Here is a 22,254-nt window from a genome sequence, read left to right on the forward strand (position 1 = left end):
GCCATTGCAATTGACCTCCCGGCGGAGGAGGCAAAGTAATGCGTCATGAACATGCACGCCCCCTCCCCGCCGAAACTCAATCTGATCCGTCTGCCGCATGGCGACGGCCTCGACCTGCCGTCCTATGAGACCGCCGGCGCGGCCGGCATGGACCTTCGCGCCGCCGTCGGGGAAGGTTCGCCGCTGGCGATCGCGCCGAGCAGGCGCGCGCTGGTGCCGACCGGCTTCATCTTCGAAATACCGGATGGTTTCGAGGCGCAGGTGCGGCCGCGCTCCGGCCTTGCCTTCAAACACGGCATAACCTGCCTCAATACGCCCGGCACCATCGATAGCGACTATCGCGGTGAGGTGAAGGTGCTCTTGATCAATCTCGGCGACGAGGATTTCGTCATCACCCGCGGCATGCGGATCGCCCAGATGGTGATCGCACCGGTGATCCAGATCCGCATCGAGGAGATCGCCGAAGCGACCGAAACAGCCCGCGGCGCCGGCGGCTTCGGATCGACCGGCATGTGAGGCCGGAACCGATCCACCGGAGCCTGCAAGGATTATCCCGGCAATTCACTTTTCGCGGCGGGTTGTCTCGAAGAGGAACCAGGTGCGGCGCTCCGCCTCGTCGATCCAGTTCTCGATCAGGCTGGCGGTCGCAACGTCGTTATGCTCATCGCAGAGGTCGTGCGTTTGCCGCATGAGGGCGATGAGCTGCTTGTTGTCTTCCCTGAGCTCCGCCAGCATATCCTCCGGCGTCACGAAATCCGCGTCATTGTCGGGGATGCGCTGCAGCCGGGAAATATGGCCGATCGAACGCAGGGTCGTGCCGCCGATCTTGCGGGCGCGCTCGGCAACGTCATCCGTCATTGCGAAAATCTGCTCTGCCTGCTCATCGAGAAGCAGATGGTAATCCCGGAAGTGCGGACCGGACATATGCCAGTGGAAATTCTTGGTCTTGAGGTAAAGTGAAAAGACATCGGCGAGCAGCGTCGTGAGCGCTGCGGCGATATCCTTCACGGCGTTCGTTCCGAGATCTGAGGGCGTGGCGAGCGGAGCAAGCTTGCGGTTCCGGGCAGCATTATCAGACATGGATTATCCCCTTCAAGATCGAGCATGGGCCGCCTTTCGGTGCCAACGATCTGGAATTAAAGTGCCCTATGCCGGGGCTTTTTCAATAGCTGCCCATCCCTATTTCGGCAGGGATTTTCCAAAACGTCCCGCTGTTGCAAAAACTCTCCGCATCGAGCTCTCTTCCTGCATCTTTTTTCTCCCCGACCGGCGCAGGGAAGATCAATGCGGCTGGTCTCCAGTGCTCTTTGGACCTATCTTCCAGCATCAGAACGACTTGTCAGGGAGAACACCATGTCGGAACAGAAACCGGGCCGCGGCCGGATCTATTCATCGATCACCGAAACGATCGGCGATACACCCATCGTGCGGCTGGATAAGCTCGCGAAGGAAAAAGGCGTCAAAGCCAATTTGCTTGCCAAACTGGAGTTCTTCAATCCGATCGCTTCCGTCAAGGACCGCATCGGTGTGGCGATGATCGAGAGCCTCGAAGCCCAGGGCAAGATCACACCCGGCAAGACCACGCTGATCGAGCCGACCTCCGGCAATACGGGCATCGCCCTTGCCTTCGCCGCCGCCGCGAAAGGCTACAAGCTGATCCTCACCATGCCGGAGACGATGTCGATCGAACGCCGCAAGATGCTGGCACTGCTCGGCGCCGAACTGGTGCTGACCGAAGGGCCGAAGGGCATGAAGGGCGCGATCGCCAAGGCGGAAGAGCTCGCCGCCTCGCTGCCCGACGCGGTCATTCCGCAGCAGTTCGAGAACCCTGCCAATCCGGAAATCCATCGCAAGACGACGGCCGAGGAAATCTGGAACGATACCGACGGCAAGGTCGATATCTTCGTCTCCGGCATCGGCACGGGCGGTACGATCACCGGCGCCGGACAGGTGCTGAAAAGCCGTAATCCGGACCTCAAGGTCATTGCCGTCGAGCCCGAGGAATCGCCCGTGCTTTCCGGCGGCCAGCCCGGGCCGCACAAAATACAGGGGATCGGCGCCGGCTTCGCCCCAAAGATTCTCGACACCTCGATCTACGACGAGGTCGTCACCGTCAACAGCGCGGAAGCCATCGAAATGGCCCGCCTCGTCGCCAGCCTCGAAGGCGTTCCCGTCGGCATCTCCTCCGGTGCAGCGCTCACCGCTGCCATCGAAGTCGGCAGCCGGCCTGAAAATGCCGGCAAGAACATCGTCGTGATCATCCCCTCCTTCGCCGAACGTTATCTCTCGACGGCACTGTTCGAAGGGCTGGGTGGGTGAAACGAGCGAATAGTGAGTAGTGAGTAGTGAGTAGTGTCGCGGCAGATCGCAGCACATAAACTCGATGAAAGCACTATTCACCACCGACTAATCACTGCTCACTACAGCAATCACGCCGCCGCATTCGTGAGCCGTTCGCCAGCCATGCGATAGGAGATCGCTTCGGCGAGATGGATGCGGCCCACCGTATCCTTGTTGTCGAGATCGGCCAGAGTGCGCGCCACCTTGAGCACGCGGTGGTAGCCGCGGGCGGAAAATTTGAGCTTTTCGGCAGCATCCCGGAGCAACTGCAATCCGTTCGGGTCCGGCTCGGCGAACTTCTCGATCAGTGATGTCGAGCAGCGGGCATTGGTGAGGATGCCCGGACAACCGGCGCCCGCGAAACGTTCCTGCTGTCTTTCGCGAGCCGCGGCGACCCGCTTTGCCACATCCGCACTCCTTTCCGCCGACATCGGGCGGATCAGGTCAGCGGCTGATACCGCCGGCACGTCGATCCGGATATCGATACGGTCCATCAAGGGACCGGAAATTCGCGCCTGGTAATCGGCGGCGCAACGCGGGCCGCGCGCACAGGTATGGCCGGGCTCACCCGCCATGCCGCAGCGGCACGGGTTCATGGCGGCAACGAGCTGTATGCTCGCCGGATAGGAAACCCGGTGGTTGGCACGCGCGATGATGCATTCCCCGGTTTCGAGCGGCTGACGCAGTGCATCGAGCGCCTGGGGCGAAAACTCCGGGAACTCGTCGAGGAAAAGTATGCCGTGATGGGCAAGAGACGCCTCCCCCGGTCTGGCGCGCAGGCCGCCTCCGACCAGCGCCGCCATGGTGGCCGAATGATGCGGCGTGCGATAGGGACGGCGATCCGACAGCTTGCCGCCGGAGAGCTGGCCGGCGATCGAATGGATCATCGAGACTTCCAGAAGCTCGGCAGCGGACAGCGGCGGAAGGATGGAGGGAAGCCGCGCCGCGAGCATGGATTTCCCGGAGCCGGGCGGGCCTGCCATCAGGAGATTGTGTCCGCCGGCCGCCGCCACTTCCAGCGCCCGCTTGGCGCTTTCCTGCCCCTTGATATCGGCGAGATCGGGGAGATTGGCCGGCATCGCCCGGATCGCCGGCTGCGGTCGGGAGATCACCTGGGTGCCGCGGAAATGATTGGCAAGCGCAATCAGGCTGCGCGGCGCGACGATATCGATATCCGCGCCCGCCCAGGCCGCTTCCGCACCGCTATCGGCCGGGCAGATCAGGCCTTTTCCCATCGCGTTGGCACCGATCGCCGCCGGCAGGGCGCCGGTCACCGGCGCCAGAGTTCCGTCGAGGTTGAGCTCGCCGATCACCACGTAATCGGCCAGCGCATCCGCAGGTATCGCGCCCAGCGCCGCCATCAGCCCCAATGCAATAGGCAGATCGAAATGCGATCCTTCCTTCGGAAGGTCGGCCGGCGCAAGGTTGACCGTCACCTTCTTGGGCGGCATGGCAAGCCCGGATGCATGCAGCGCCGCCTGCACCCGTTCCCGGCTTTCAGCCACCGCCTTGTCCGGCAGACCGACGATATGCATGTTCATCTTGCCCGGACCGACCATCACCTGGACGTCGACCGGAACGCCCTCGATCCCCTGGAATGCAACCGTACTGACGCGTGCAACCATTTCAACTTGCCCCCAAGCCCTGACTGAAGCACCAGCGATTACACGCCTTCCGCGCCAGCGATTGCAATCTGGCATGGAACAAGGAATAAAACAAGAACATTAGACGAACAATTTCGCGCCGCCGCTGCAACGAGGTTGCAGCCAGTTGTATTGACGGAACAAAGACGATCCGGATCCGAAACGGCGGCGGCTCAACCTTCACGAAATCATGAGGCCGCCTTCTTTTTGTGCAATTTCGAATGAGCGAAGCCTCGCCTTTTCCGGAATTGCTTTATCAGCCGCGTTTTTCTTCGATTGCATCCCAAAGAAGGCTTGCGACATCGGCGCCGCCGAACTTCTTCACCTCGCGGATGCCGGTCGGGGACGTGACGTTGATCTCGGTCATGTAATCGCCGATCACATCGATGCCGACAAAAAGGAAGCCGCGCTCGCGCAGCGCCGGACCGATGCGGGCACAGATTTCCTCTTCCCGCGCGGTGATCTCGACGGGTTCCGCGCGGCCGCCGACATGCATGTTGGAACGGCTGTCGTGCTCGGCCGGCACGCGATTGATCGCCCCGACCGGCTTGCCGTCAATCAACAGGATGCGCTTGTCGCCCTTGCGCACTGCGGGCAGATAAGCCTGGGCGATGAAGGGCTCGCCGCGATACATCTGGTTGAACATTTCCAAAAGCGAGGAGAAATTGCGATCGTCTCGGGCGGAATGGAAGACGCCGGCCCCGCCGTTGCCGTAGAGCGGCTTCAGGATGATGTCGCCCATTTCTTCGCGGAAGCGCGCAATCTCGGCAACATCGCGGGAAATCAGCGTCGCCGGCATCAGATCCGCAAATTCCGTGACGAAGATCTTTTCCGGCGAATTGCGCACCCAGGCGGGGTCGTTCACGACGAGTGTCTTCGGGTGAATGCGCTCGAGCAGATGCGTCGAGGTGATATAACCCATGTCGAAGGGCGGGTCCTGGCGCAGATGGATGACGTCCATGGCGGAGAGATCGATACGCTGCCTGTCGCCAAGCGTGAAGTGGTCGCCCTTGATGTCACGCACCGAAAGCGGCTCTACGGCGGCGAAGACCTTGCCATCACGCATGCTCAGCCGGTCGGGCGTATAATGAAAAAGCTCATAGCCGCGGGCCTGCGCCTCGAGCGCCATGGCAAAGGTGGAATCACCGGCGATATTGATGCCGGAGATATGGTCCATCTGAAATGCGACTTTGCGGATTCTCGCCATGACTTCAGCCCCTCAAAAAGTGCCCGCCTGATGTAGGACGGCGGACACTCAAAGGCAACCGGTCAAAGCGACCATCAGCCGGCGAGGCCGACCTGGCCCCTGGGACGCAGCATGTTGCGCAGGCGGTAGAGAAATGCGAGCGGCGCGGGAAACGGCTTGCGCAGGAAGGCGATCTTCCTGACATAGTTGTCAATGTGCCAGGTCGCCCAGGTGCCGCCCTTGAAATAGACGACGTCGCCGGCACGGAGAACGCGCTGTGTGCCATCCTCCGCGGTCACATGCACCTCGCCTTCGAGGATGACCACCGTCTCGTCCCAGCCGAAGAACCAGCGGAAGGTGCCCGCCGTGCAATCCCACACGCCGGTCGCCGCGCATTCGTCCTCAGCCTTCGAGTGGGAAGCGGCCCGCGCCTGCGGATTGCCGGCAATCACCCAGCTCGGCTCGATCGGAAGCGGCGCCATCTCCAGAGAATCCGGGCAGGCACCGATGAAGGGTTTTGCCGTCGACGGTTCCGGCGCATAGGACTTGTATCGGACGGCGATGGCCGTCGCGGCCGCCGCCAGGATTTGCCAGCTCATGTTGCCCCCTTGGCTGTCAGGTCCGCGGGACATTAGCCGCAAAGCGTAAGCTGGTCGTTCAGACCGACGCTACAATTTTAGCGATCGGCCCGATTTCAGGACCGATCAGGCCACCGGCTCGGCCGGCGCGAATTTCGCCTCGGCCGGAACTTTGCCCGGAAGGCGCCTGCCGGTATCCGCGGCAAAGAAGTGCAGACGCCTCGCATCGACTGCAATGCGCATCTCGGGCGCGAGCTCGGTCTCGGGCGAGACGGCGACGGTAACCTGCTGGTCGCCCACGGCGCCGTGAATGAGACGCTGCGAGCCCAGTTCTTCCGTATATTCCAGGCGGAACGGCAACGCTTCCTCATCCTCGCGTGCAACCCGCATATCCTCGGCGCGGACCCCGACCGTAACGGGACCGGAGGCGGGCGCGAAGCCGTTGAGGCCGATCACCGACGGGCCGATCGCCAGCCTGTCGCCATGCAACTCGCCCTTGACGAGGTTCATGGCCGGGGAGCCGATGAAGCTCGCCACGAAAGTGGACGCCGGCGCATGATAGACTTCCAGCGGCGCACCGATCTGCTCGATCCTGCCTCCATTCAGCACAACGAGGCGATCAGCAAGCGTCATCGCTTCCAGCTGATCATGGGTCACATAGATCGAGGTGGTGCCGAGGCGGCGCTGGAGGCGCTTGATCTCGCCGCGCATGGAAACGCGCAGCTTGGCATCGAGGTTGGAGAGCGGCTCGTCGAAGAGGAAGGCCGCCGGCTTGCGAACGATGGCGCGGCCCATGGCGACGCGCTGGCGCTGGCCGCCGGAGAGCGCACGCGGCTTGCGGTCGAGATACTGGGTGATCTCCAGCATGCGGGCAGCCTCGGCGACACGAGTATCGATCTCGGACTTCGGCGTACCACGGTTCTTCAGGCCATAGGCGAGGTTGTTGTAGACCGTCATATGCGGGTAGAGCGCATAGTTCTGGAACACCATCGCGATGTCGCGGTCGGCCGGTTCGACATTGTTGACGACCTTGGAGCCGATCTTCACCTCGCCTTCGGAAATCGTCTCGAGCCCGGCAACCATGCGCAGAAGCGTGGACTTGCCGCAACCCGACGGGCCGACTAGCACGATGAATTCGCCATCGGCGATGTTCAGCTTGATGTCGGTGACGGCGCGCACGCCTCCGGAATAGACCTTGCCGACATTTTCAACATCGATGGAAGCCATTGTTATTTCTCCGTTTCGACAAGGCCTTTTACGAACAGGCGCTGCATAAGGATGACGACGAGGACAGGCGGCAGCATGGCGAGTATCATCGCCGCCATCACGAGATTCCACTGAGGATCGCTATCGGCAACGGCTGCCAAGCGCTTGATCGCCATGACGATCGTATAGTAGCGGCTGTCATTCGTGATCAGCAGCGGCCACAGATACTGAATCCAGCCGTAGATAAAGAGTACCACGAAAAGCGCTGCGATATTCGTGCGGCTGAGCGGAAGCAGGATGTCCCGAAAGAATTTCATCGGGCCTGAACCATCCACGCGTGCGGCCTCCATCAATTCGTCCGGGATGGTCAGGAAGAACTGCCGGAAAAGGAACGTCGCGGTGGCTGACGCAATGAGAGGAATGGTGAGACCGGCATAGGAATTCAACATTCCAAGATCCGCCACGACCTTGAACGTCGGCACGATGCGGACCTCAACCGGCAGCATGAGAGTGATGAAGATCAGCCAGAATGCCAATAACCGAAAAGGAAACCGGAAATAAACGATCGCATAGGCCGATATGATCGAGATGGTGATCTTTCCTACCGCGATGATGATTGCCATCAGCAACGAATTGCCGAGCAGGATCCACAGCGGCGGCGCCCCGGCGCGAGACATGCCTCCCGTCAACATCTGACCGTAGTTTTCCATCAGGTGCGAGCCGGGAAGAAGCGGCACGACGCCGGACAGGAAGTCCGAAGGCCCCTGGGTCGAAGCGATGAAGGCAAGATAAACCGGAAAGACGACGACAATGACACCCAGGATCAGAACGAAATGGGTGAGGAACGTCAGGAACGGGCGGTTTTCAACCATTTGCGCCTCCTAATACTGGACACGCCGCTCGACCCAGCGGAACTGGACGGCGGTCAAAGCTATGACAATCAGCATCAGGATGACGGACTGGGCCGCAGACGAACCGATGTTGAGCCCGAGGAAGCCGTCCGCATAGACCTTGTAGACCAGCGTATTGGTCGCACCCGCCGGACCTCCGCCTGTGGAACCGTCGATCGTGCCGAACGTCTCGAACATGGCGTAATTGATATTGATGATCATCAAGAAGAAAGTCGTAGGCGAAAGGAGTGGAAAGACGATCGTCCAGAACCTCTTGAATGGCCCGGCCCCATCAATTGCCGCCGCCTCGACCAGTGACTGCGGCACCGATTGCAGACCGGCAACGAAAAAAAGAAAATTGTACGATATCTGCTTCCAGCTTGCTGCCAGAATAATGAGGATCATTGCATCTGCGCCATCGACACGATGGTTCCAGCTGATGCCCAACCTCGCAAGCAGATAAGGCAGGATGCCTATGGTCGGATTGAACATGAACCACCACAGGACGCCCGCAACGACGGGAGCCACCGCATAGGGCCAGAGGAGCAGGGTGGTGTAGACCCGCCCGGAACGCAGCAACCGGTTGACGGCGACGGCGAAGAGCAAGGCGAGGCTCATGGACAGCAAGGTGACAGACACTGCGAAGATCGCCGTCCGACCGAGTGAATTCAGGTATTCAGGGTCCTCAAAAAGCTGAAGGTAGTTGTCGAACCAGATAAATGTGGTGCGGAAACCAAAGGGATCCTCGCGTTCGAATGACGATTTCACTGCCTGCCCGGCCGGCCAGAGGAAGAAAACCGTGGTCACAGCCAACTGCGGCACAAGCAGCAGATAAGGCAGCAGTTTATTCTGGAAGATCGTACGCTTGGTCTGCATGAGGAAAATATCCGGATCCCGCTCGTTGCGTCAGCGCCTGAAAATCTCCAATCAGGAAAGGGCCGGACGTAGCCGGCCCTTTCCCATTGAATGAGAGATCAGTTATTTGCAGCTTCGAAGTCGCGCAGGATCTTGTTACCGCGAACAACGGCATTATCGAGAGCTTCCTTGGCCGTCTTCTTGCCGGCCAGAAGCGCTTCGAATTCGCTGTCGATAACATCACGCACCTGGGTCAGATTACCGAACCGGATGCCCTTCGAATTTGCTGTCGGCGTGCCGCGGGTGATCTGCTTGATCGCCACGTCGGAACCCGGATTCTTTGCATAGTACCCCTGCTGCTGGCCGAGCTCGTAGGCAGCATTGGTAATCGGAAGATAGCCGGAGAACTGGTGCCAGTCCGCCTGGACTTCCGCTTTGGAAAGGTAGGTGAAGAACTTGGCAACGCCCTTGTAGACATTCGGGTCCTTCTGGCCATTGAGCACCCAGAGCGTGGCGCCACCGATGATCGAGTTCTTCGGTTCGGCAATCGCGTCGTCATAATAGGGAAGCGGCGCAAAACCGACCTCGAAACCCTTGGCATTCAGCATGACGCCGGCGCGAGAAGCGGAAGAATTCATGTAGATCGCGCATTCCTGGGCATAGAATTTCGGCGGAGCATCGTTGCCGCCGACCGGGCCACCGTATTGGAAGAGACCTTCATCCGCCCATTTCTTCAGGTTCTCCCAGTGGCGGGCCTGCAGGTCGCCGTTGAAGGTGAACTCGGTCTTCAAGCCGCCGAAGCCGTTTTCCAGCGTGCCATAAGGCTTATCGTGAATTGCCGAAAGATTTTCGAGCTGGACCCAGGAAATCCAACCGGAGGTGAAACCACATTTCGCCGCACCGGACGAAACGATCTTCTTGGAGAATTCTTCGACTTCCTTCCAGGTCTTCGGGGCGACTTCTGGATCAAGGCCCGCCTTCTTGAAGACATCCTTGTTGTAGTACATGATCGGAGTCGACGAGTTGAACGGCATCGACAGGATGTTGCCTTCCGTGTCGGAATAATAACCTGTCACGGGCGTGAGGAAGCCTTTCGGATCCCAGGGCTCCTTGTTGTCGGTCATCAGCTTATAGACGGGGTAGACGGCGCCCTTGGCTGCCATCATCGTGCCGGTGCCGACTTCGAAGACCTGCACGATCGCTGGCTGCTGACCGGCGCGGAAGGCGGCGATGGCTGCGGTCAAGGTTTCAGGATAGGTACCTTTGAAGACGGGAGTCACATGATACTCGGTCTGGCTCTCGTTGAACTTCTTGGCGATCCCCTCAAGCTTCTGTCCCAGTTCCGCGCCCATGGCGTGCCACCAGGTGATCTCCGTCGCCGCAAGCGACGACGACGCGGACAGTGCAACCGCAACAGCGGCCATCGAAAGTTTCTTCAACATGAAAAAAGTCCTCCACCTTGATTGGTGCCGGCCCCGAATAGGGTCCTCCCATGACACCAACTTTACAGTTTTATGTCAGTTTTTTAACAGAACAAGGATCAAGGCCATTTATTAGAACGCATCCGGATAATGCCGTGGCAAACGACCCCGCCGAATGGCGACAATGTCGTAACGCTGAGACAGGCGCGCCGCGTCCTTCCGCTTCGCCAACCATAAATCGCTGGCCGCCCGGATCCGCTTCTGAGCGGCATAGCCGACCGCATCGATGGCCTCCTGCTCGCCGGCCCGCGCTTTCACCTCGACAAAGGCGACCAGATCCCCCTTGCGGACGATGAGATCGATCTCGCCGAGCCTCGTGCGATGGCGGATCGAAAGGACCCGGTAGCCCTTGGCCATGAGGTAGAATGCGGCCAGATATTCCGAGACATGCCCCCATCGCTGGGCTTTCTGCCGTTCAGCTTTCAGGCGCACTGCCCTGCGGCGTTTCAGGCCGGCGCCGTCCTCAGCCACCGTTCTCGCCCTTCAGTGCCAGAAGCCGCTGGTAGAGGTCCTTGCGGGGAAGGCCTACGAGGCGGGCCGCCTCGGCCGCCGCCTTTGCGGTCGGCATCGTGGCGGCAAGCTCGCGCAGCAGCATGTCGACCTCAACGGCCCCCGGCGCTTCCTCGGCTTCCGGCGGCGCCAGGAGCAGCACGATCTCGCCCTTTACCACGCGATCGTCATGATAGTAGGCGGCGAGTTCCTCCAGCGTGCCGCGTCGGAACTCCTCGAAGGTCTTCGTAAGTTCCCGGCACACGCAGGCACGCCGGTATCCACCCAGCACGTCGGCGGCCGCAGCAAGCGTCGCGCCGATACGATGCGGCGATTCAAAGAAGATCAGCGTCGCCGGCACTTTCGAAAGCTCCGCCAGCCGGTCTCGCCGGCCCTTGTCCTTGACCGGCAGGAAGCCGGCGAACAGGAAAGCATCGGACGGCATGCCGGAGCCGACGAGTGCGGCGAGCGGCGCGGACGCGCCGGGGATGGGCACCACCTTGCGGCCCGCCTCGATCGCCATCTGCGCCAGCCGGTAGCCGGGATCGGAGACGAGCGGGGTACCGGCATCGGAGACGAGCGCCACGGATTTTCCCTCCTCGAGGGCGGTAAGCAGTTTCGGCCCCGCCTCATCGGCATTGTGCTCATGATAGGCGAAAGGCCTGTTGACGATGCCATAGCGATTGAGCAGCACGCGGGTGACACGGGTATCCTCGCAGGCGAGCACATCGGCGCCGGCCAATGTTTCCAGAGCCCGCAGCGTGATATCGCCGAGATTGCCGATCGGGGTCGCGACCAGATAGAGCGCCGGCTCCAGAGGCCGGGCGGGCACGAACGTATTGGCGACGCGATAGCCGCGCTGGTTTTTCAGATCATCGGTCACAGGGCATTAGGCAAGGTTCGTGGACATGGAGGTTCTTTATGATGAAGCCGACCCGCTTCGGCAAGTAAAGGCGAGCCAAGTTTTCTGTGTGCAGGGCGGGCGGCAAGGTGGAAATGCCGCAATGACATCTCGTTAACCTCTTGCTTTTCGCCGCCGATCTCTGCCATTTTGCCCGTCCACATCATCAGGCTGGCACTCAGCCGGCAGAATATCAGGAGGTCCGGCGCAAGCCGGATCGCCACGGTCGAAAGCGATAGCGTCCATGCGTATTACTCTTGAGCGGTCCAACCTCTTAAAGTCGCTGAACCACGTGCATCGTGTGGTCGAGCGGCGGAACACGATCCCGATCCTTTCCAACGTGCTGATGCGCGCTTCCGGCAATAGCCTGGATCTTAAGGCGACCGATCTCGATCTGGAAATCACCGAAGCCGTGCCGGCCATGGTCGAGAATGCCGGTGCGACGACGGTTCCCGCGCATCTGCTTTACGAAATCGTCCGCAAGCTGCCCGACGGCTCCGAAGTGCTGCTTGCCACCACACCAGACGGCGGCTCGATGACCGTGCAGTCCGGCCGGTCGAAATTCTCGCTGCAGTGCCTGCCGGAATCAGATTTTCCGGATCTGACCGCCGGCAGTTTCACGCATACCTTCAAACTGAAGGCGAGCGATCTGAAGATGCTGATCGATCGCACGCAGTTCGCGATCTCCACCGAGGAGACCCGCTATTATCTGAACGGCATCTTCTTCCACACGATCGAAGCCGGCGGTGACCTGAAGCTTCGCGCCGTCGCCACCGACGGGCACCGCCTCGCCCGCGCCGATGTCCAGGCGCCGTCCGGCTCCGAAGGCATGCCGGGCATCATCATTCCGCGCAAGACGGTCGGCGAACTGCAGAAGCTGGTCGAGGACCCGGAAACAATCGTCACCGTTGAACTGTCGGATGCCAAGATCCGCCTGACGATCGGTACGATCGTGATGACTTCGAAACTGATCGACGGCACTTTCCCGGATTATCAGCGCGTCATTCCGACCGGCAACGATAAGGAAATGCGCGTCGATTGCGAGAGCTTCACCAAGGCCGTAGACCGCGTCTCGACCATTTCCTCTGAACGAGGCCGGGCGGTCAAACTGTCGCTCACGGACGGCCAGCTCCTCTTGACTGTCAACAACCCGGATTCCGGCAGTGCTACGGAAGAAGTCGCCGTCGGCTACGACAGCGACCCGATGGAGATCGGCTTCAACGCCAAGTACCTGCTCGACATCACGGCGCAGCTTTCCGGCGAAGATGCAATCTTCATGCTGGCGGATGCGGGGTCGCCAACGCTGGTGCGCGACACGGCGGGGGATGACGCACTCTATGTGCTGATGCCGATGCGCGTCTGATCATTCGGGCGGCTGGAAAACTCCAGCCGCCTTTTTCTTGGTTTTTGCCCGCTGCGACATTTTCTCTTGCTTTTGCGGCATGCGGGTCCACATAGGGGCCGAAAGGGAGAGGACATATCCATGGAATTGCGCCTGAAGGAACGGCTTGGCCGCAAGTTCGACGAGGAAATCCGGTTCTTCAAGGGCTGGATAGATGGCCCGAAAAGGGTCGGCGCGATCTGCCCCACCTCTTCCATCACCGCCGGGCGTATGGCAAGCATCGTCGATACGACATCCTGCCTGCCGGTCCTCGAACTCGGGCCTGGCACCGGCATCATCACCAAGGCGATCCTGAAGCGTGGCATTGCGCCGGAGAATCTCGTTTCGATCGAATATTCGACCGATTTCTACCAGCATCTGGTTCGCACGTTTTCGGGCGTGAACTTCATCAACGGCGACGCCTTCGATCTCGAACGCACGCTCGGCGCCTGGAAGGACAAAACCTTCGACAGCGTTGTCTCTGCGATCCCGCTCCTGAGCTTCCCCATGGAGCGCCGTATCGCGCTTCTGGAAGATCTTCTCGGCCGCATTCCCGCCGGCCGGCCGGTCATGCAGATCACCTACGGTCCCGTCTCACCGATCATCGCGAACCCGGATCGCTACCGGATCAGACATTACGATTTCGTGGTCCGCAACATTCCGCCGGCCCAGCTCTGGACCTATAGCCGTCCATGACATTCGGCCTCTACATCACCCACCCGCAGATCAGGATCGATCCGGATGTGCCTGTGCCGCAATGGGGATTGTCGGAGGTGGGCCGGGCGCGTGCCGAACAGGCCTCACGTTCCGGATGGGCAAGGAAACTCGGGCGGATCATCTCCAGCGATGAAACGAAGGCGATCGAAACGGCCGAAATTCTCGCTACGGCTTCCGGTATCGCAGTCGAAACCGCGCATGACACGCATGAGAACGACCGTTCGGCGACCGGTTTCCTGCCGCCATCAGAATTCGAGAAGGCGGCCGACTGGTTTTTCGCCCACCCGGATCAGAGCTTCAAGGGCTGGGAACGCGCCGTCGACGCGCAGGCTCGCATCGTCTCCGCCGTCAACCGTATCCTTGCCGATCACGATCCCAAAATGCCCATCGCGTTCGTGGGCCATGGCGGCGTCGGGACGCTGCTGAAATGCTATCTGGCCGGCAGGCCGATCGGTCGCGATCGCGACCAGCCGCCAGGCGGCGGAAATCTCTTCTGTTTCGGACTTGCGGATCGAGCTGTCTCATGCGAGTGGACACCCATCGAGACATGGGAAGGAATCAGGGCATGAATGCGCGTGACCGTCTGATCGTCGGCCTCGACATCCCCACAACTGCCGAGGCGGAGAAAATGGTCGCCACGCTCGGCGACGCGGTCTCCTTCTACAAGATCGGCTACCAGCTCGCCTTTGCCGGCGGCCTCGAATTCGCCAGCGATCTCATCAAGGACGGCAAACAGATCTTCCTCGACATGAAGCTGCTCGACATCGACAACACGGTGGCGAAGGGTGTCGAGAACATCGTCAAGATGGGCGTCACGATGCTGACCCTGCATGCCTATCCGAAGGCGATGCGCGCCGCCGTCGCGGCAGCGAAAGGCTCCGATCTCTGCCTGCTTGCCGTCACCGTCCTGACCTCGATGGACGAGGCGGACCTGACGGATGCCGGCTACGAATATGACCCGCATACGCTGGTGCTGCGCCGGGCCGAACAGGCGCTTGCCGCGGGCATGGGCGGTATCGTCTGCTCGGCGGAAGAAGCCTCTGCCGTGCGCAAGATCGTCGGTACCACCATGGCGGTCGTGACACCCGGCATCCGGCCTGCCGGTTCGGACGTCGGCGACCAGAAGCGGGTGATGACGCCGGCCGATGCGCTTCGCGCCGGATCGAGCCATCTCGTCGTCGCCCGGCCGATCGTCAAGGCACCGGACCCGAAGGCCGCGGCCGAAGCCATTCTCACCGAGATGCAGAGCGTCCTCTAACGATTGTCCGAAACCGTATTGTGTTCGTCGTGATCGACGATCAGCTGCGGGCTACCGCCCGGCAGGCGGTTGCCGGTAACAGTATTGTATTGCGCATGGTCGAGGGCGCTGAGACTGCTGCCGAACGGACGGTCCGGCCGCGAGAAACAATATGAGCGTGAGCCCTGCCGGCTGCCGAGCCAGACCGCCGGCCGTGCCGCCCAGAAATTCACGTAGCGGAACGTGTTTCTGGCAATCACGTTGTGTTCCGGCGCCTGGTGGCGGATCGTGCCGCCCTCGCCGCAATTGCGGTAAAGGAAGATGCCGCCCTTGATCGGGTTCTCGAACGTGTTCTGATCGATCCGGTTTTCCGCCGAACCGTCGACCGCGATCATCTCTCGCCGGGTGGTGCGGATATCGAACGTGTTGCCGACGATGCGGTTGCGAGCCGATTCCGCATCGAGATAGATCGCCGTCGCGGACGCGCTGCCTGTGAAGCGGGAATTCTCGACCGCCATCCCCGTGACACCCGGCGCCGCATAGAGCGGGATGGTGCCATTTCCCACGAAGGTGACGTTGTCGAACGTTATTCCACTTGGCGCCGCAGCCTGTGCTCTTTCGGTATGTCCGGTCTGCAGGGACGACAGACGCACACCCTCCGCCTCTCCGTTTCGCCCAAGACCCTGGATGCGCACGTCACCCTTGATGATGCAGTTGCGGATACGGATATTCCGCGGCACGTCCCAGCCGCCACCCTGCTTGCGCAAGGACCGGATGAGCAGGGTTCGCGCTTTCGCCGCTGTCCCGTCAAGCGTCGCGCCGTCGCAATCGAGCGTCACGTCCGAGGCGGCGCCGCCTGAAAAGGCGATCGGCATGGTGATGACGTCGGTCCCGGCGAGTTTCAGATTGCAGATGATCTCGACCGGCTTCGAAGCCGTCGAAGCCGGTGCATCCAAGGCCGCATGGATTTCCGCCCCGCAGGCAGCCGCTGCCGCATGTGCAGGGGCCGAGCCCGCAAGCAGCCAGAGGGCGGCGGAGGCGGCCGGAGCCAGATATCGTGCGGTGCTCTTCATATTGACTTGCCCGAGGATTTGCCTGAAGTCAGCATATCGAAATGCGCATTGGAGGAGATTTCATGGCCAAGGGATACTGGATCGCCCGCGTCGATATCCGAGACCCGGAACGGTACAAGGATTATGTGGCAGCCGCCAAGGTCGCCTTCGACAAATACGGCGCTAACTTCCTTGCCCGCGGCGGCGCCTTCACCGAGCTGGAAGGCAAGGCGCGCGCCCGCAACGTGGTGATCGAGTTTCCCTCGATGCAGGCCGCCGTCGACTGCTACAACTCGCCCGAATATCAGATCGCCGCGAAAATCCGCCAGGAAGTTGCAGATGCGGAAATGGTCGTCGTGGAAGGCATTTAAAGAGAGGACAACAATCGCAGGTGCGGCAGTGAGACACTTCCACCCGCGTCACGATTCGGCTAAACAGCTCTCAACCTTCCCTATCGGCTCCCGGAGCATGTCATGACCATCAACAACCTTCCGCCACTCGTTACCGTTTTCGGAGGATCGGGGTTTGTCGGGCGGCATGTGGTGCGGACGCTTGCCAAACGGGGTTATCGCGTGCGGGTTGCCGTGCGCCGTCCGGATCTCGCAGGCTTCCTGCTGCCGGCCGGCTATGTCGGGCAGATCTCGCTCGTCCAGGCCAACCTGCGATACCGCCAGTCGGTTTTCCGGGCGGTCGAAGGTGCTTCCCATGTCGTGAACTGCGTCGGCATCATGTTCGAGACCGGCCGCAACACGTTCGACGCCGTGCAGGACTTCGGTGCCCGTTCGGTTGCCGAAGCGACCCGCGCCGCAGGTGCCAAGCTCACCCATATTTCCGCAATCGGCGCCGACCCGAACTCGCAGTCGTCCTATGCGCGCACCAAAGCCCGCGCAGAAGCGATGATCTTCTCGCTGCTGCCGGACGCCGTGATCCTGCGCCCCTCGATCATGTTCGGCCCGGAAGACAGCTTCTTCAACAAATTCGCCGCCATGGCGCGGATTTTCCCTGCCCTCCCGCTTGTCGGCGGCGGCAACACGAAATTCCAGCCGGTCTATGTCGAGGATGTCGCCGAAACCGTCGCCCGTTCCGTCGACGGTACGATCGCCCCAGGCAAGATCTACGAGCTTGGCGGTCCGGAAGTCATGACGTTCCGTCAATGTCTCGAGACGATGCTGCGCATCACGAATCGGCAGAACAGGCTGGTTTCACTGCCCTCCGGCATCGCGTCGCTGATCGGCAGCATCGCCTCGCTCATCCCCTTCGTGCAGCCGCCGATCACGCCCGACCAGGTGAAGCTTCTGAAGGTGGACAACGTGGTTTCCGATGCCGCCGTGAAGGAAGGGCGCACGCTCGAAGCCATCGGCATCCGCCCGACTCTCGCCACATCGATCCTGCCTTCCTATCTGGTGCAATACAGGCCGCAGGGCCAGTACACACGCTCCGGCCGGGCCGCCTGATATTTTTACTAAATTAGCCAACACTTTGCCTCGCCGGAACAGCTCCCTGTTCGCTCAAAAAGCGGGCATGCCCTTGTTTCCGCTTATCTTTCAGGCATGATCTGTGGCACAAACGCCGCAGTCACCGAAGCAGTCGCGTTAACGGCGGGTTCAGCAAAATCCTTTATTGAATTTATCGAATGCGAGCAATAAAGCTCCTGCCGAGATAGATACTCAACCGTGACGATCAAATCCTCTTCCGAAAGGCGTTTCTCCATGGGCAAGCCCATCGCGCTCTTTTTTGCGTGCGCAGCACTGATCATTCTCGCGGGTTCGTTCATGGCCCCGAGGACTGGCGCAGCCGGCAAAATCGAATGCACGCCGGCCTATGGCGTCGATCCGTGCAGCACGGCATCGGTCCAGCCCGCCCTCCAATAATCTTTCCGATTGCACAGCACTCATCTTTACACGCAATCAACGATCGTTTGATGGCAAAATGTTGCACGCCTGTATTGAGTTGTCTGTGTTTTTCCTGAATACTTCTTCTGGGAGAAGGGCAATGGCCTGCCCAACCGGGAGGAGAAATCAATGGACACGCACGAAAAGAAGGCGCCGACGCGCCGGTCTTTCCTGAAAATAGGCGCAACCGCAAGTGGGGTTGCGGCGGGTAGTTTGGCAGCACCCGCGGTTCTTGCACAATCCCCGATCGTGATGAAGATGCAGACCTCCTGGCCGGCATCGGATATCTGGATGGACTTCGCGCGCCAATACGTGGAGCGCGTCGAAGCCATGTCCGCAGGCAGATTGAAGATCGATCTTCTGCCGGCAGGCTCCGTGGTTGGCGCCTTCCAGGTGCTCGATGCCTGCCACGACGGGGTCATCGATGCGGCCCATTCCGTCTGCGCCTATTGGTACGGCAAACACAAGGGCGCTTCCCTGTTCGGTACCGGGCCGGTTTTCGGCGGCTCGGCCACGACAATGCTGTCGTGGTTCTATGCCGGCGGCGGCGCAGAATTCTATCGCGAGCTCCAGCAGGACATCCTGAAACTCGATGTCGTGGGCTTCCTCGGCTTCCCGATGTTCGCCCAGCCTTTCGGCTGGTTCAAGAAGGAAGTCAATACGGTCGCCGACGTCAACGGCTTCAAATACCGTACAGTCGGTCTGGCCGCGGACCTGATGCAGGCAATGGGCATGTCCGTGGCGCAATTGCCGGGCGGCGAGATCGTGCCCGCCATGGAGCGTGGTGTCATCGATGCTTTCGAGTTCAACAACCCCTCGTCGGACATCCGCTTCGGTGCGCAGGACGTAGCCAAGCACTACTATCTGTCGTCCTATCATCAGGCATCGGAGAGCTTCGAATTCCTGTTCAACAAAGATTTCTACGAGGACCTGCCGCCGGATCTGCAGGCAATTGCCCGCTATGCCGTCGAGGCCGCGTCAACGGCCAACACGGCTTCGGCCATGGATAATTATTCGGCCGACCTGCTGAAGCTTCGGGACGAGCATCAGGTGAACCTGCACCGGACGTCCAAGGAAATCCTCGATGCCGAGATCAAGGCCTGGGACGACCTGATCGTTGAACTCGAAAAGGACGAGTTCATGAAGCGGGTGCTTGACAGCCAGCGGGCATGGGTCGACCGCGTCACCTTTTTCGAGCTCATGGCATCCCCCGATTATGCCCTGGCGTACAATCACTATTTCCCGGGCAAGATAAACCTCTGACGGTAGCCGGCGCAGTGCCAAACGGCAGGAGCTTTCCGCTCCTGCCGCCCTCACGCAAATGGGAAAACGTCATTCATGCGGGCATTCATCCGGTTCGCCGATGCAACGTCGGCTTGGTTCGGCAAGGCATTTGCCTGGCTCATCGTGCTCATGACGTTCGGCACGAGTTACGAGGTTTTTGTCCGCTACATTGTCGGACGTCCGACTCCCTGGGCACTGGATGTATCCTTCATCATGTATGGAACGCTCTTCATGATGGGCGGCGCCTATACGCTTTCCCGCGGCGGGCATGTTCGCGGTGACTTCCTCTATCGCCTGTGGAAGCCGAGAACACAGGCGATCGTCGATCTCATACTGTACTTTCTCTTCTTCTTCCCGGGCATAACGGCCCTGATCTTCTCGGGTTGGAAATATGCGTCGAGATCGTGGAGCTACGGCGAGGTCAGCGTCAACAGTCCGGCCGGCATTCCGATCTACCAGTTCAAGACCGTCATGGTGGCCGCCGGACTTCTGCTCTTCATTCAAGGGATCGCACAAGTCCTTCGCTGCATCCATTGCATTCGCACCGGGGACTGGATGCCGGCTGCCGACGATGTCGAGGAGACAGAAATTCTACTCATCAAGGAAAAGCAGGCCGAGCTTTCAGGAGATCAGGCATGACCGATCCACAAGTCGCGCTGCTCATGCTTGGCCTGTTCATCTTTATCGTTTTTCTCGGCTTTCCGATCGCCTTCAACCTAATGGCCCTGGGCATCGGCTTCGGCTATTACGCGTATTACGATCCGAACCGCATGTGGCGGGCCTATAACCGGCTCGATGAAAGTGCCGGCTGGGGGGAAAGCATCAGGCTTTGGGTCGAAGGCTTCTTCAACAATCGCATCTTCGACCTCTTCGTCAACCAGACCTATACGGTGATGGCGAACGACGTCCTGACCGCCATCCCGCTCTTTCTGTTCATGGGCTATATCGTCGAACGCGCGAATATCGTCGACAGGCTTTTCAACACTCTCAATATCGCTTCGAAGAATGTGCCGGGATCGATGGGGGTCGCGGCGCTTATTACCTGCGCGCTTTTTGCGACGGCGACAGGCATCGTCGGCGCCGTCGTCACACTGATGGGCTTGCTTGCATTGCCGGCCATGCTGAAGGCGCGTTACGACAAGTCCTTCGCCTCCGGGATCATTTGCGCCGGCGGAACGCTTGGTATCCTGATCCCCCCTTCGATCATGCTGATCGTCTATGCCGCAGCATCAGGGGTCTCGATCGTGCGGCTCTATTCCGCGGCGCTGCTGCCGGGCTTCACGCTTGTGGGGCTTTATCTCATTTACGTGGTCGGGCGCTCGATTCTTCAGCCGAGCGTGGCACCACGACCGACCGCAGAGGAGGTGCCCGACGTACCCCTTGGACGGGTCATGGTGATGATCGCGACCTCCTTTTTCCCGCTCGCTTTCCTCATCCTCGCCGTGTTGGGTTCGATCCTTTTCGGGCTGGCAACCCCGACCGAGGCTGCTTCCATCGGCGCGCTGGGCGGTATCGTGCTCGCCATCGGCTACCGGGCATTCACGTGGGAAAGGATGCGCCAGAGCGTCTACCTTACGGTCCGGACGACCGCGATGGTCTGCTGGCTGTTCGTCGGATCCTATACCTTCTCTTCCGTATTTTCCTATCTCGGAGGGGAGCAGGTCATATCGGAATTCGTGCGGGGACTCGACCTGACTCCGTTCCAATTCCTGCTCCTAGCGCAGCTCATCATCTTTCTCTTGGGATGGCCGCTGGAATGGTCGGAGATCATCATCATCTTCGTTCCCATCTTCCTGCCGCTGCTCAGCCTGTTCAACATCGACCCGCTTTTCTTCGGCATTCTGGTGGCGCTCAATCTGCAGACCTCGTTCCTGACACCGCCCATGGCGATGTCAGCCTATTATCTCAAGGGGATCGCGCCGCCGGAGGTGCGGCTGACACAGATATTCAACGGCGTACTGCCATTCGTGCTGATGGTCTTCATCTGCATGACGCTCATGTACCTCTTTCCGCAGATCGTGTTCTATCTCCCGGAGGCTGTCTATGGACGATGAACGGAATTTCCTCGGTCGGCATGGAGCGGGACGCCCAGAGACGGCAGGACCGTAGCAATGAAGGATACTTGAATGAGGGATCGCCTCTTGCAACTCATTGCATTTTTGATTCTCGCCGGCTTTGTCGGCGTTCTTTTCTGGCGCGTGCCTCGCGTCGATCTGGGCTTTCTTTTCTTCATCACCCTTGCGGCGGCCGGCTACGATTTCTTCCTTTATAACCGGCGCCGCCGTTAGGCCTTAACCAAGCATGACGAGAGCCAGAAGACCGGTAGCGCCGATGATGATCCGCCAGTAGGCGAAGAACGCATAACCGCGGCTTGAGACGAAATCGAGCAGCGAGCGCACGACGAAAATCGCGGTGACGAACGCCGCGACGAAGCCGATCGCAATGACGGCGCCGTCATCGAAGCTCAGGATGTCGCGATTCTTGTATAGGTCGAGCACGAAGGCCCCGAGCATGGTCGGCATGGCGAGAAAGAAGGAGAATTCCGCAGCCGAGCGTTTATCGGCCCCCATCAGCAATGCGCCGACGATCGTCGCTCCCGAGCGAGACGTGCCGGGGACCATCGCGAGGCATTGAAAGAAGCCGATCTTGAGTGCGAGTGGCCAGGGGTAGTCCATTATGTCGTGATATTTCGGCTGGAACTTCATCCTGTCGACGGCAAGAAGCACAAAGCCGCCGAGAATCAGCACAATACAGATCAGCATCGGCGTCTCGAACAGCACGGTCTTGATGAAGTCATGTGCGAGCGCCCCGATGACCGCCGCGGGCAGAAAAGCGATCAACACCGTCACGACGAAATGCCTGGCCTTGCGGCTCGTCGGAATATCCATCGCGATTTCCAGCAGCTTGCCGGCGTAGACGAGCAGAATCGCCAGGATGGCGCCGAGCTGAATCAGCACTGCGAAGGTGTTCCCAGGCGATTGAAATCCAAGAAAGTGGCCGGCGAGCAGAACATGAGCGGTTGATGAAACGGGAAGAAACTCCGTAAGCCCCTCGATCAAGCCAAGAACGAGGGCGCTGATAATGGACTGATCCGCCATTCTTAATCCTTTATTGAGCAGATG

25 protein-coding genes are annotated in these 22,254 nt (G+C 60.2%); 13 read left to right on the forward strand and 12 right to left on the reverse strand.

Going from position 1 to position 22,254, the window contains the following annotated elements; genetic code table 11:
- Positions 1-45: 45 nt before the first annotated feature.
- The gene (gene dut, locus ABK249_RS03625) at positions 46-516 is read left to right on the forward strand and encodes a dUTP diphosphatase (RefSeq protein ID WP_348862245.1); all 471 of its coding nucleotides are present in this window, start codon (positions 46-48) and stop codon (positions 514-516) included.
- A 45-nt stretch (positions 517-561) separates the two neighbouring features.
- Here the strand turns inward: dut and ABK249_RS03630 are convergent, their stop codons facing one another.
- Positions 562-1,080 (reverse strand): Dps family protein, encoded by a 519-nt coding sequence (locus ABK249_RS03630; RefSeq protein ID WP_037159334.1) that lies wholly within the window; start codon positions 1,078-1,080, stop codon positions 562-564.
- Between the two features lie 273 nt (positions 1,081-1,353).
- Here ABK249_RS03630 and cysK point away from each other — a divergent pair, with 273 nt between their 5' ends.
- Entirely contained in the window at positions 1,354-2,319 is a 966-nt protein-coding gene (gene cysK, locus ABK249_RS03635) for a cysteine synthase A (RefSeq protein ID WP_348862246.1), read from the forward strand.
- Between the two features lie 110 nt (positions 2,320-2,429).
- Here the strand turns inward: cysK and ABK249_RS03640 are convergent, their stop codons facing one another.
- From ABK249_RS03640 to rsmI, 9 genes are all read right to left on the reverse strand, one after another.
- Positions 2,430-3,965 (reverse strand): YifB family Mg chelatase-like AAA ATPase, encoded by a 1,536-nt coding sequence (locus ABK249_RS03640; RefSeq protein ID WP_348862247.1) that lies wholly within the window; start codon positions 3,963-3,965, stop codon positions 2,430-2,432.
- A gap of 274 nt (positions 3,966-4,239) precedes the next feature.
- On the reverse strand, positions 4,240-5,190 hold the full coding sequence (gene gshB / locus ABK249_RS03645) for a glutathione synthase (protein ID WP_037159339.1): 951 nt from the start codon (positions 5,188-5,190) through the stop codon (positions 4,240-4,242).
- Positions 5,191-5,264: 74 nt separating this feature from the next.
- Entirely contained in the window at positions 5,265-5,768 is a 504-nt protein-coding gene (locus ABK249_RS03650; protein ID WP_348862248.1) for a cupin domain-containing protein, read from the reverse strand.
- A 105-nt stretch (positions 5,769-5,873) separates the two neighbouring features.
- On the reverse strand, positions 5,874-6,974 hold the full coding sequence (locus tag ABK249_RS03655) for a sn-glycerol-3-phosphate import ATP-binding protein UgpC (protein WP_348862249.1): 1,101 nt from the start codon (positions 6,972-6,974) through the stop codon (positions 5,874-5,876).
- Positions 6,975-6,976: 2 nt separating this feature from the next.
- Positions 6,977-7,825 (reverse strand): sn-glycerol-3-phosphate ABC transporter permease UgpE, encoded by an 849-nt coding sequence (gene ugpE, locus ABK249_RS03660; RefSeq protein WP_227705038.1) that lies wholly within the window; start codon positions 7,823-7,825, stop codon positions 6,977-6,979.
- 9 nt (positions 7,826-7,834) lie between these two features.
- Positions 7,835-8,719 carry a sn-glycerol-3-phosphate ABC transporter permease UgpA gene (gene ugpA, locus ABK249_RS03665; protein ID WP_227705037.1) on the reverse strand — a complete coding sequence of 295 codons (885 nt, stop codon included), beginning with the start codon at positions 8,717-8,719 and terminating at the stop codon, positions 7,835-7,837.
- 98 nt (positions 8,720-8,817) lie between these two features.
- On the reverse strand, positions 8,818-10,140 hold the full coding sequence (gene ugpB, locus ABK249_RS03670; protein ID WP_227705036.1) for a sn-glycerol-3-phosphate ABC transporter substrate-binding protein UgpB: 1,323 nt from the start codon (positions 10,138-10,140) through the stop codon (positions 8,818-8,820).
- A gap of 111 nt (positions 10,141-10,251) precedes the next feature.
- Positions 10,252-10,650 carry a YraN family protein gene (locus tag ABK249_RS03675; RefSeq protein WP_348862250.1) on the reverse strand — a complete coding sequence of 133 codons (399 nt, stop codon included), beginning with the start codon at positions 10,648-10,650 and terminating at the stop codon, positions 10,252-10,254.
- Positions 10,643-11,551, reverse strand: a complete 909-nt coding sequence (gene rsmI, locus ABK249_RS03680; protein ID WP_348862251.1) for a 16S rRNA (cytidine(1402)-2'-O)-methyltransferase — start codon at positions 11,549-11,551, stop codon at positions 10,643-10,645. The genes ABK249_RS03675 and rsmI overlap by 8 nt, the downstream gene beginning before the upstream one ends.
- Before the next feature lie 262 nt (positions 11,552-11,813).
- Here rsmI and dnaN point away from each other — a divergent pair, with 262 nt between their 5' ends.
- The 4 genes from dnaN (at position 11,814) to pyrF (ending at position 14,925) form a co-directional block, all read left to right on the forward strand.
- A complete protein-coding gene (dnaN, locus tag ABK249_RS03685) occupies positions 11,814-12,932 on the forward strand; it encodes a DNA polymerase III subunit beta (RefSeq protein ID WP_037159353.1) in 1,119 nt (372 codons plus the stop codon).
- Between the two features lie 120 nt (positions 12,933-13,052).
- The gene (pmtA, locus tag ABK249_RS03690) at positions 13,053-13,646 is read left to right on the forward strand and encodes a phospholipid N-methyltransferase PmtA (protein ID WP_227705033.1); all 594 of its coding nucleotides are present in this window, start codon (positions 13,053-13,055) and stop codon (positions 13,644-13,646) included.
- A complete protein-coding gene (locus ABK249_RS03695) occupies positions 13,643-14,236 on the forward strand; it encodes a histidine phosphatase family protein (protein ID WP_227705032.1) in 594 nt (197 codons plus the stop codon). The genes pmtA and ABK249_RS03695 overlap by 4 nt, the downstream gene beginning before the upstream one ends.
- On the forward strand, positions 14,233-14,925 hold the full coding sequence (gene pyrF / locus ABK249_RS03700; protein WP_348862252.1) for an orotidine-5'-phosphate decarboxylase: 693 nt from the start codon (positions 14,233-14,235) through the stop codon (positions 14,923-14,925). Before ABK249_RS03695 ends, pyrF begins: the two co-directional genes overlap by 4 nt.
- On the opposite strand, the gene ABK249_RS03705 is transcribed toward pyrF, so the two are convergent.
- Positions 14,922-15,977 (reverse strand): right-handed parallel beta-helix repeat-containing protein, encoded by a 1,056-nt coding sequence (locus tag ABK249_RS03705; RefSeq protein ID WP_227705030.1) that lies wholly within the window; start codon positions 15,975-15,977, stop codon positions 14,922-14,924. The genes pyrF and ABK249_RS03705 overlap by 4 nt on opposite strands.
- A gap of 62 nt (positions 15,978-16,039) precedes the next feature.
- Between ABK249_RS03705 and ABK249_RS03710 the strand changes: the two genes are divergently transcribed.
- The 7 genes from ABK249_RS03710 to ABK249_RS03740 all read left to right on the forward strand — a co-directional run bounded on the left by ABK249_RS03710 (position 16,040) and on the right by ABK249_RS03740 (position 21,420).
- Positions 16,040-16,327 carry a DUF1330 domain-containing protein gene (locus ABK249_RS03710; protein ID WP_037159367.1) on the forward strand — a complete coding sequence of 96 codons (288 nt, stop codon included), beginning with the start codon at positions 16,040-16,042 and terminating at the stop codon, positions 16,325-16,327.
- Positions 16,328-16,429: 102 nt separating this feature from the next.
- Positions 16,430-17,410, forward strand: a complete 981-nt coding sequence (locus ABK249_RS03715) for a complex I NDUFA9 subunit family protein (RefSeq protein ID WP_348862253.1) — start codon at positions 16,430-16,432, stop codon at positions 17,408-17,410.
- Positions 17,411-17,665: 255 nt separating this feature from the next.
- Positions 17,666-17,827, forward strand: coding sequence for a hypothetical protein (locus ABK249_RS03720; RefSeq protein WP_037159373.1), 162 nt, complete (start codon positions 17,666-17,668; stop codon positions 17,825-17,827).
- A gap of 150 nt (positions 17,828-17,977) precedes the next feature.
- The gene (locus ABK249_RS03725) at positions 17,978-19,111 is read left to right on the forward strand and encodes a TRAP transporter substrate-binding protein (protein ID WP_037159376.1); all 1,134 of its coding nucleotides are present in this window, start codon (positions 17,978-17,980) and stop codon (positions 19,109-19,111) included.
- 75 nt (positions 19,112-19,186) lie between these two features.
- The gene (locus ABK249_RS03730) at positions 19,187-19,771 is read left to right on the forward strand and encodes a TRAP transporter small permease subunit (RefSeq protein WP_037159379.1); all 585 of its coding nucleotides are present in this window, start codon (positions 19,187-19,189) and stop codon (positions 19,769-19,771) included.
- On the forward strand, positions 19,768-21,186 hold the full coding sequence (locus ABK249_RS03735) for a TRAP transporter large permease (protein WP_037159382.1): 1,419 nt from the start codon (positions 19,768-19,770) through the stop codon (positions 21,184-21,186). Before ABK249_RS03730 ends, ABK249_RS03735 begins: the two co-directional genes overlap by 4 nt.
- A gap of 72 nt (positions 21,187-21,258) precedes the next feature.
- Positions 21,259-21,420: a hypothetical protein gene (locus tag ABK249_RS03740; RefSeq protein WP_200884025.1), complete on the forward strand. Its 162-nt coding sequence runs from the start codon at positions 21,259-21,261 to the stop codon at positions 21,418-21,420.
- A 3-nt stretch (positions 21,421-21,423) separates the two neighbouring features.
- Here the strand turns inward: ABK249_RS03740 and ABK249_RS03745 are convergent, their stop codons facing one another.
- Complete coding sequence (locus ABK249_RS03745; protein ID WP_227705028.1) at positions 21,424-22,230, reverse strand: undecaprenyl-diphosphate phosphatase; 807 nt, start codon at positions 22,228-22,230, stop codon at positions 21,424-21,426.
- Between the last annotated feature and the right edge of the window lie 24 nt (positions 22,231-22,254).

It is taken from the genome of Neorhizobium phenanthreniclasticum (genome assembly GCF_040066075.1).
Taxonomy (GTDB): domain Bacteria; phylum Pseudomonadota; class Alphaproteobacteria; order Rhizobiales; family Rhizobiaceae; genus Neorhizobium; species Neorhizobium petrolearium.

Bases quoted from the DNA above. Each gene is read 5' to 3' on its own strand.
- ABK249_RS03745 (WP_227705028.1), bottom strand. From the start codon at position 22,230: ATGGCGGATCAGTCCATTATCAGCGCCCTCGTTCTTGGCTTGATCGAG.
- gshB (WP_037159339.1), bottom strand. From the start codon at position 5,190: ATGGCGAGAATCCGCAAAGTCGCATTTCAGATGGACCATATCTCCGGC.
- pmtA (WP_227705033.1), top strand. From the start codon at position 13,053: ATGGAATTGCGCCTGAAGGAACGGCTTGGCCGCAAGTTCGACGAGGAA.
- ABK249_RS03640 (WP_348862247.1), bottom strand. From the start codon at position 3,965: ATGGTTGCACGCGTCAGTACGGTTGCATTCCAGGGGATCGAGGGCGTT.
- ABK249_RS03705 (WP_227705030.1), bottom strand. From the start codon at position 15,977: ATGAAGAGCACCGCACGATATCTGGCTCCGGCCGCCTCCGCCGCCCTC.
- ABK249_RS03735 (WP_037159382.1), top strand. From the start codon at position 19,768: ATGACCGATCCACAAGTCGCGCTGCTCATGCTTGGCCTGTTCATCTTT.
- ABK249_RS03725 (WP_037159376.1), top strand. From the start codon at position 17,978: ATGGACACGCACGAAAAGAAGGCGCCGACGCGCCGGTCTTTCCTGAAA.
- ABK249_RS03715 (WP_348862253.1), top strand. From the start codon at position 16,430: ATGACCATCAACAACCTTCCGCCACTCGTTACCGTTTTCGGAGGATCG.
- ABK249_RS03650 (WP_348862248.1), bottom strand. From the start codon at position 5,768: ATGAGCTGGCAAATCCTGGCGGCGGCCGCGACGGCCATCGCCGTCCGA.
- ABK249_RS03695 (WP_227705032.1), top strand. From the start codon at position 13,643: ATGACATTCGGCCTCTACATCACCCACCCGCAGATCAGGATCGATCCG.
- dut (WP_348862245.1), top strand. From the start codon at position 46: ATGAACATGCACGCCCCCTCCCCGCCGAAACTCAATCTGATCCGTCTG.
- ugpA (WP_227705037.1), bottom strand. From the start codon at position 8,719: ATGCAGACCAAGCGTACGATCTTCCAGAATAAACTGCTGCCTTATCTG.
- cysK (WP_348862246.1), top strand. From the start codon at position 1,354: ATGTCGGAACAGAAACCGGGCCGCGGCCGGATCTATTCATCGATCACC.
- ABK249_RS03740 (WP_200884025.1), top strand. From the start codon at position 21,259: ATGAGGGATCGCCTCTTGCAACTCATTGCATTTTTGATTCTCGCCGGC.
- ABK249_RS03630 (WP_037159334.1), bottom strand. From the start codon at position 1,080: ATGTCTGATAATGCTGCCCGGAACCGCAAGCTTGCTCCGCTCGCCACG.
- ABK249_RS03710 (WP_037159367.1), top strand. From the start codon at position 16,040: ATGGCCAAGGGATACTGGATCGCCCGCGTCGATATCCGAGACCCGGAA.
- ugpB (WP_227705036.1), bottom strand. From the start codon at position 10,140: ATGTTGAAGAAACTTTCGATGGCCGCTGTTGCGGTTGCACTGTCCGCG.
- pyrF (WP_348862252.1), top strand. From the start codon at position 14,233: ATGAATGCGCGTGACCGTCTGATCGTCGGCCTCGACATCCCCACAACT.
- ABK249_RS03730 (WP_037159379.1), top strand. From the start codon at position 19,187: ATGCGGGCATTCATCCGGTTCGCCGATGCAACGTCGGCTTGGTTCGGC.
- ABK249_RS03720 (WP_037159373.1), top strand. From the start codon at position 17,666: ATGGGCAAGCCCATCGCGCTCTTTTTTGCGTGCGCAGCACTGATCATT.
- ugpE (WP_227705038.1), bottom strand. From the start codon at position 7,825: ATGGTTGAAAACCGCCCGTTCCTGACGTTCCTCACCCATTTCGTTCTG.
- ABK249_RS03655 (WP_348862249.1), bottom strand. From the start codon at position 6,974: ATGGCTTCCATCGATGTTGAAAATGTCGGCAAGGTCTATTCCGGAGGC.
- dnaN (WP_037159353.1), top strand. From the start codon at position 11,814: ATGCGTATTACTCTTGAGCGGTCCAACCTCTTAAAGTCGCTGAACCAC.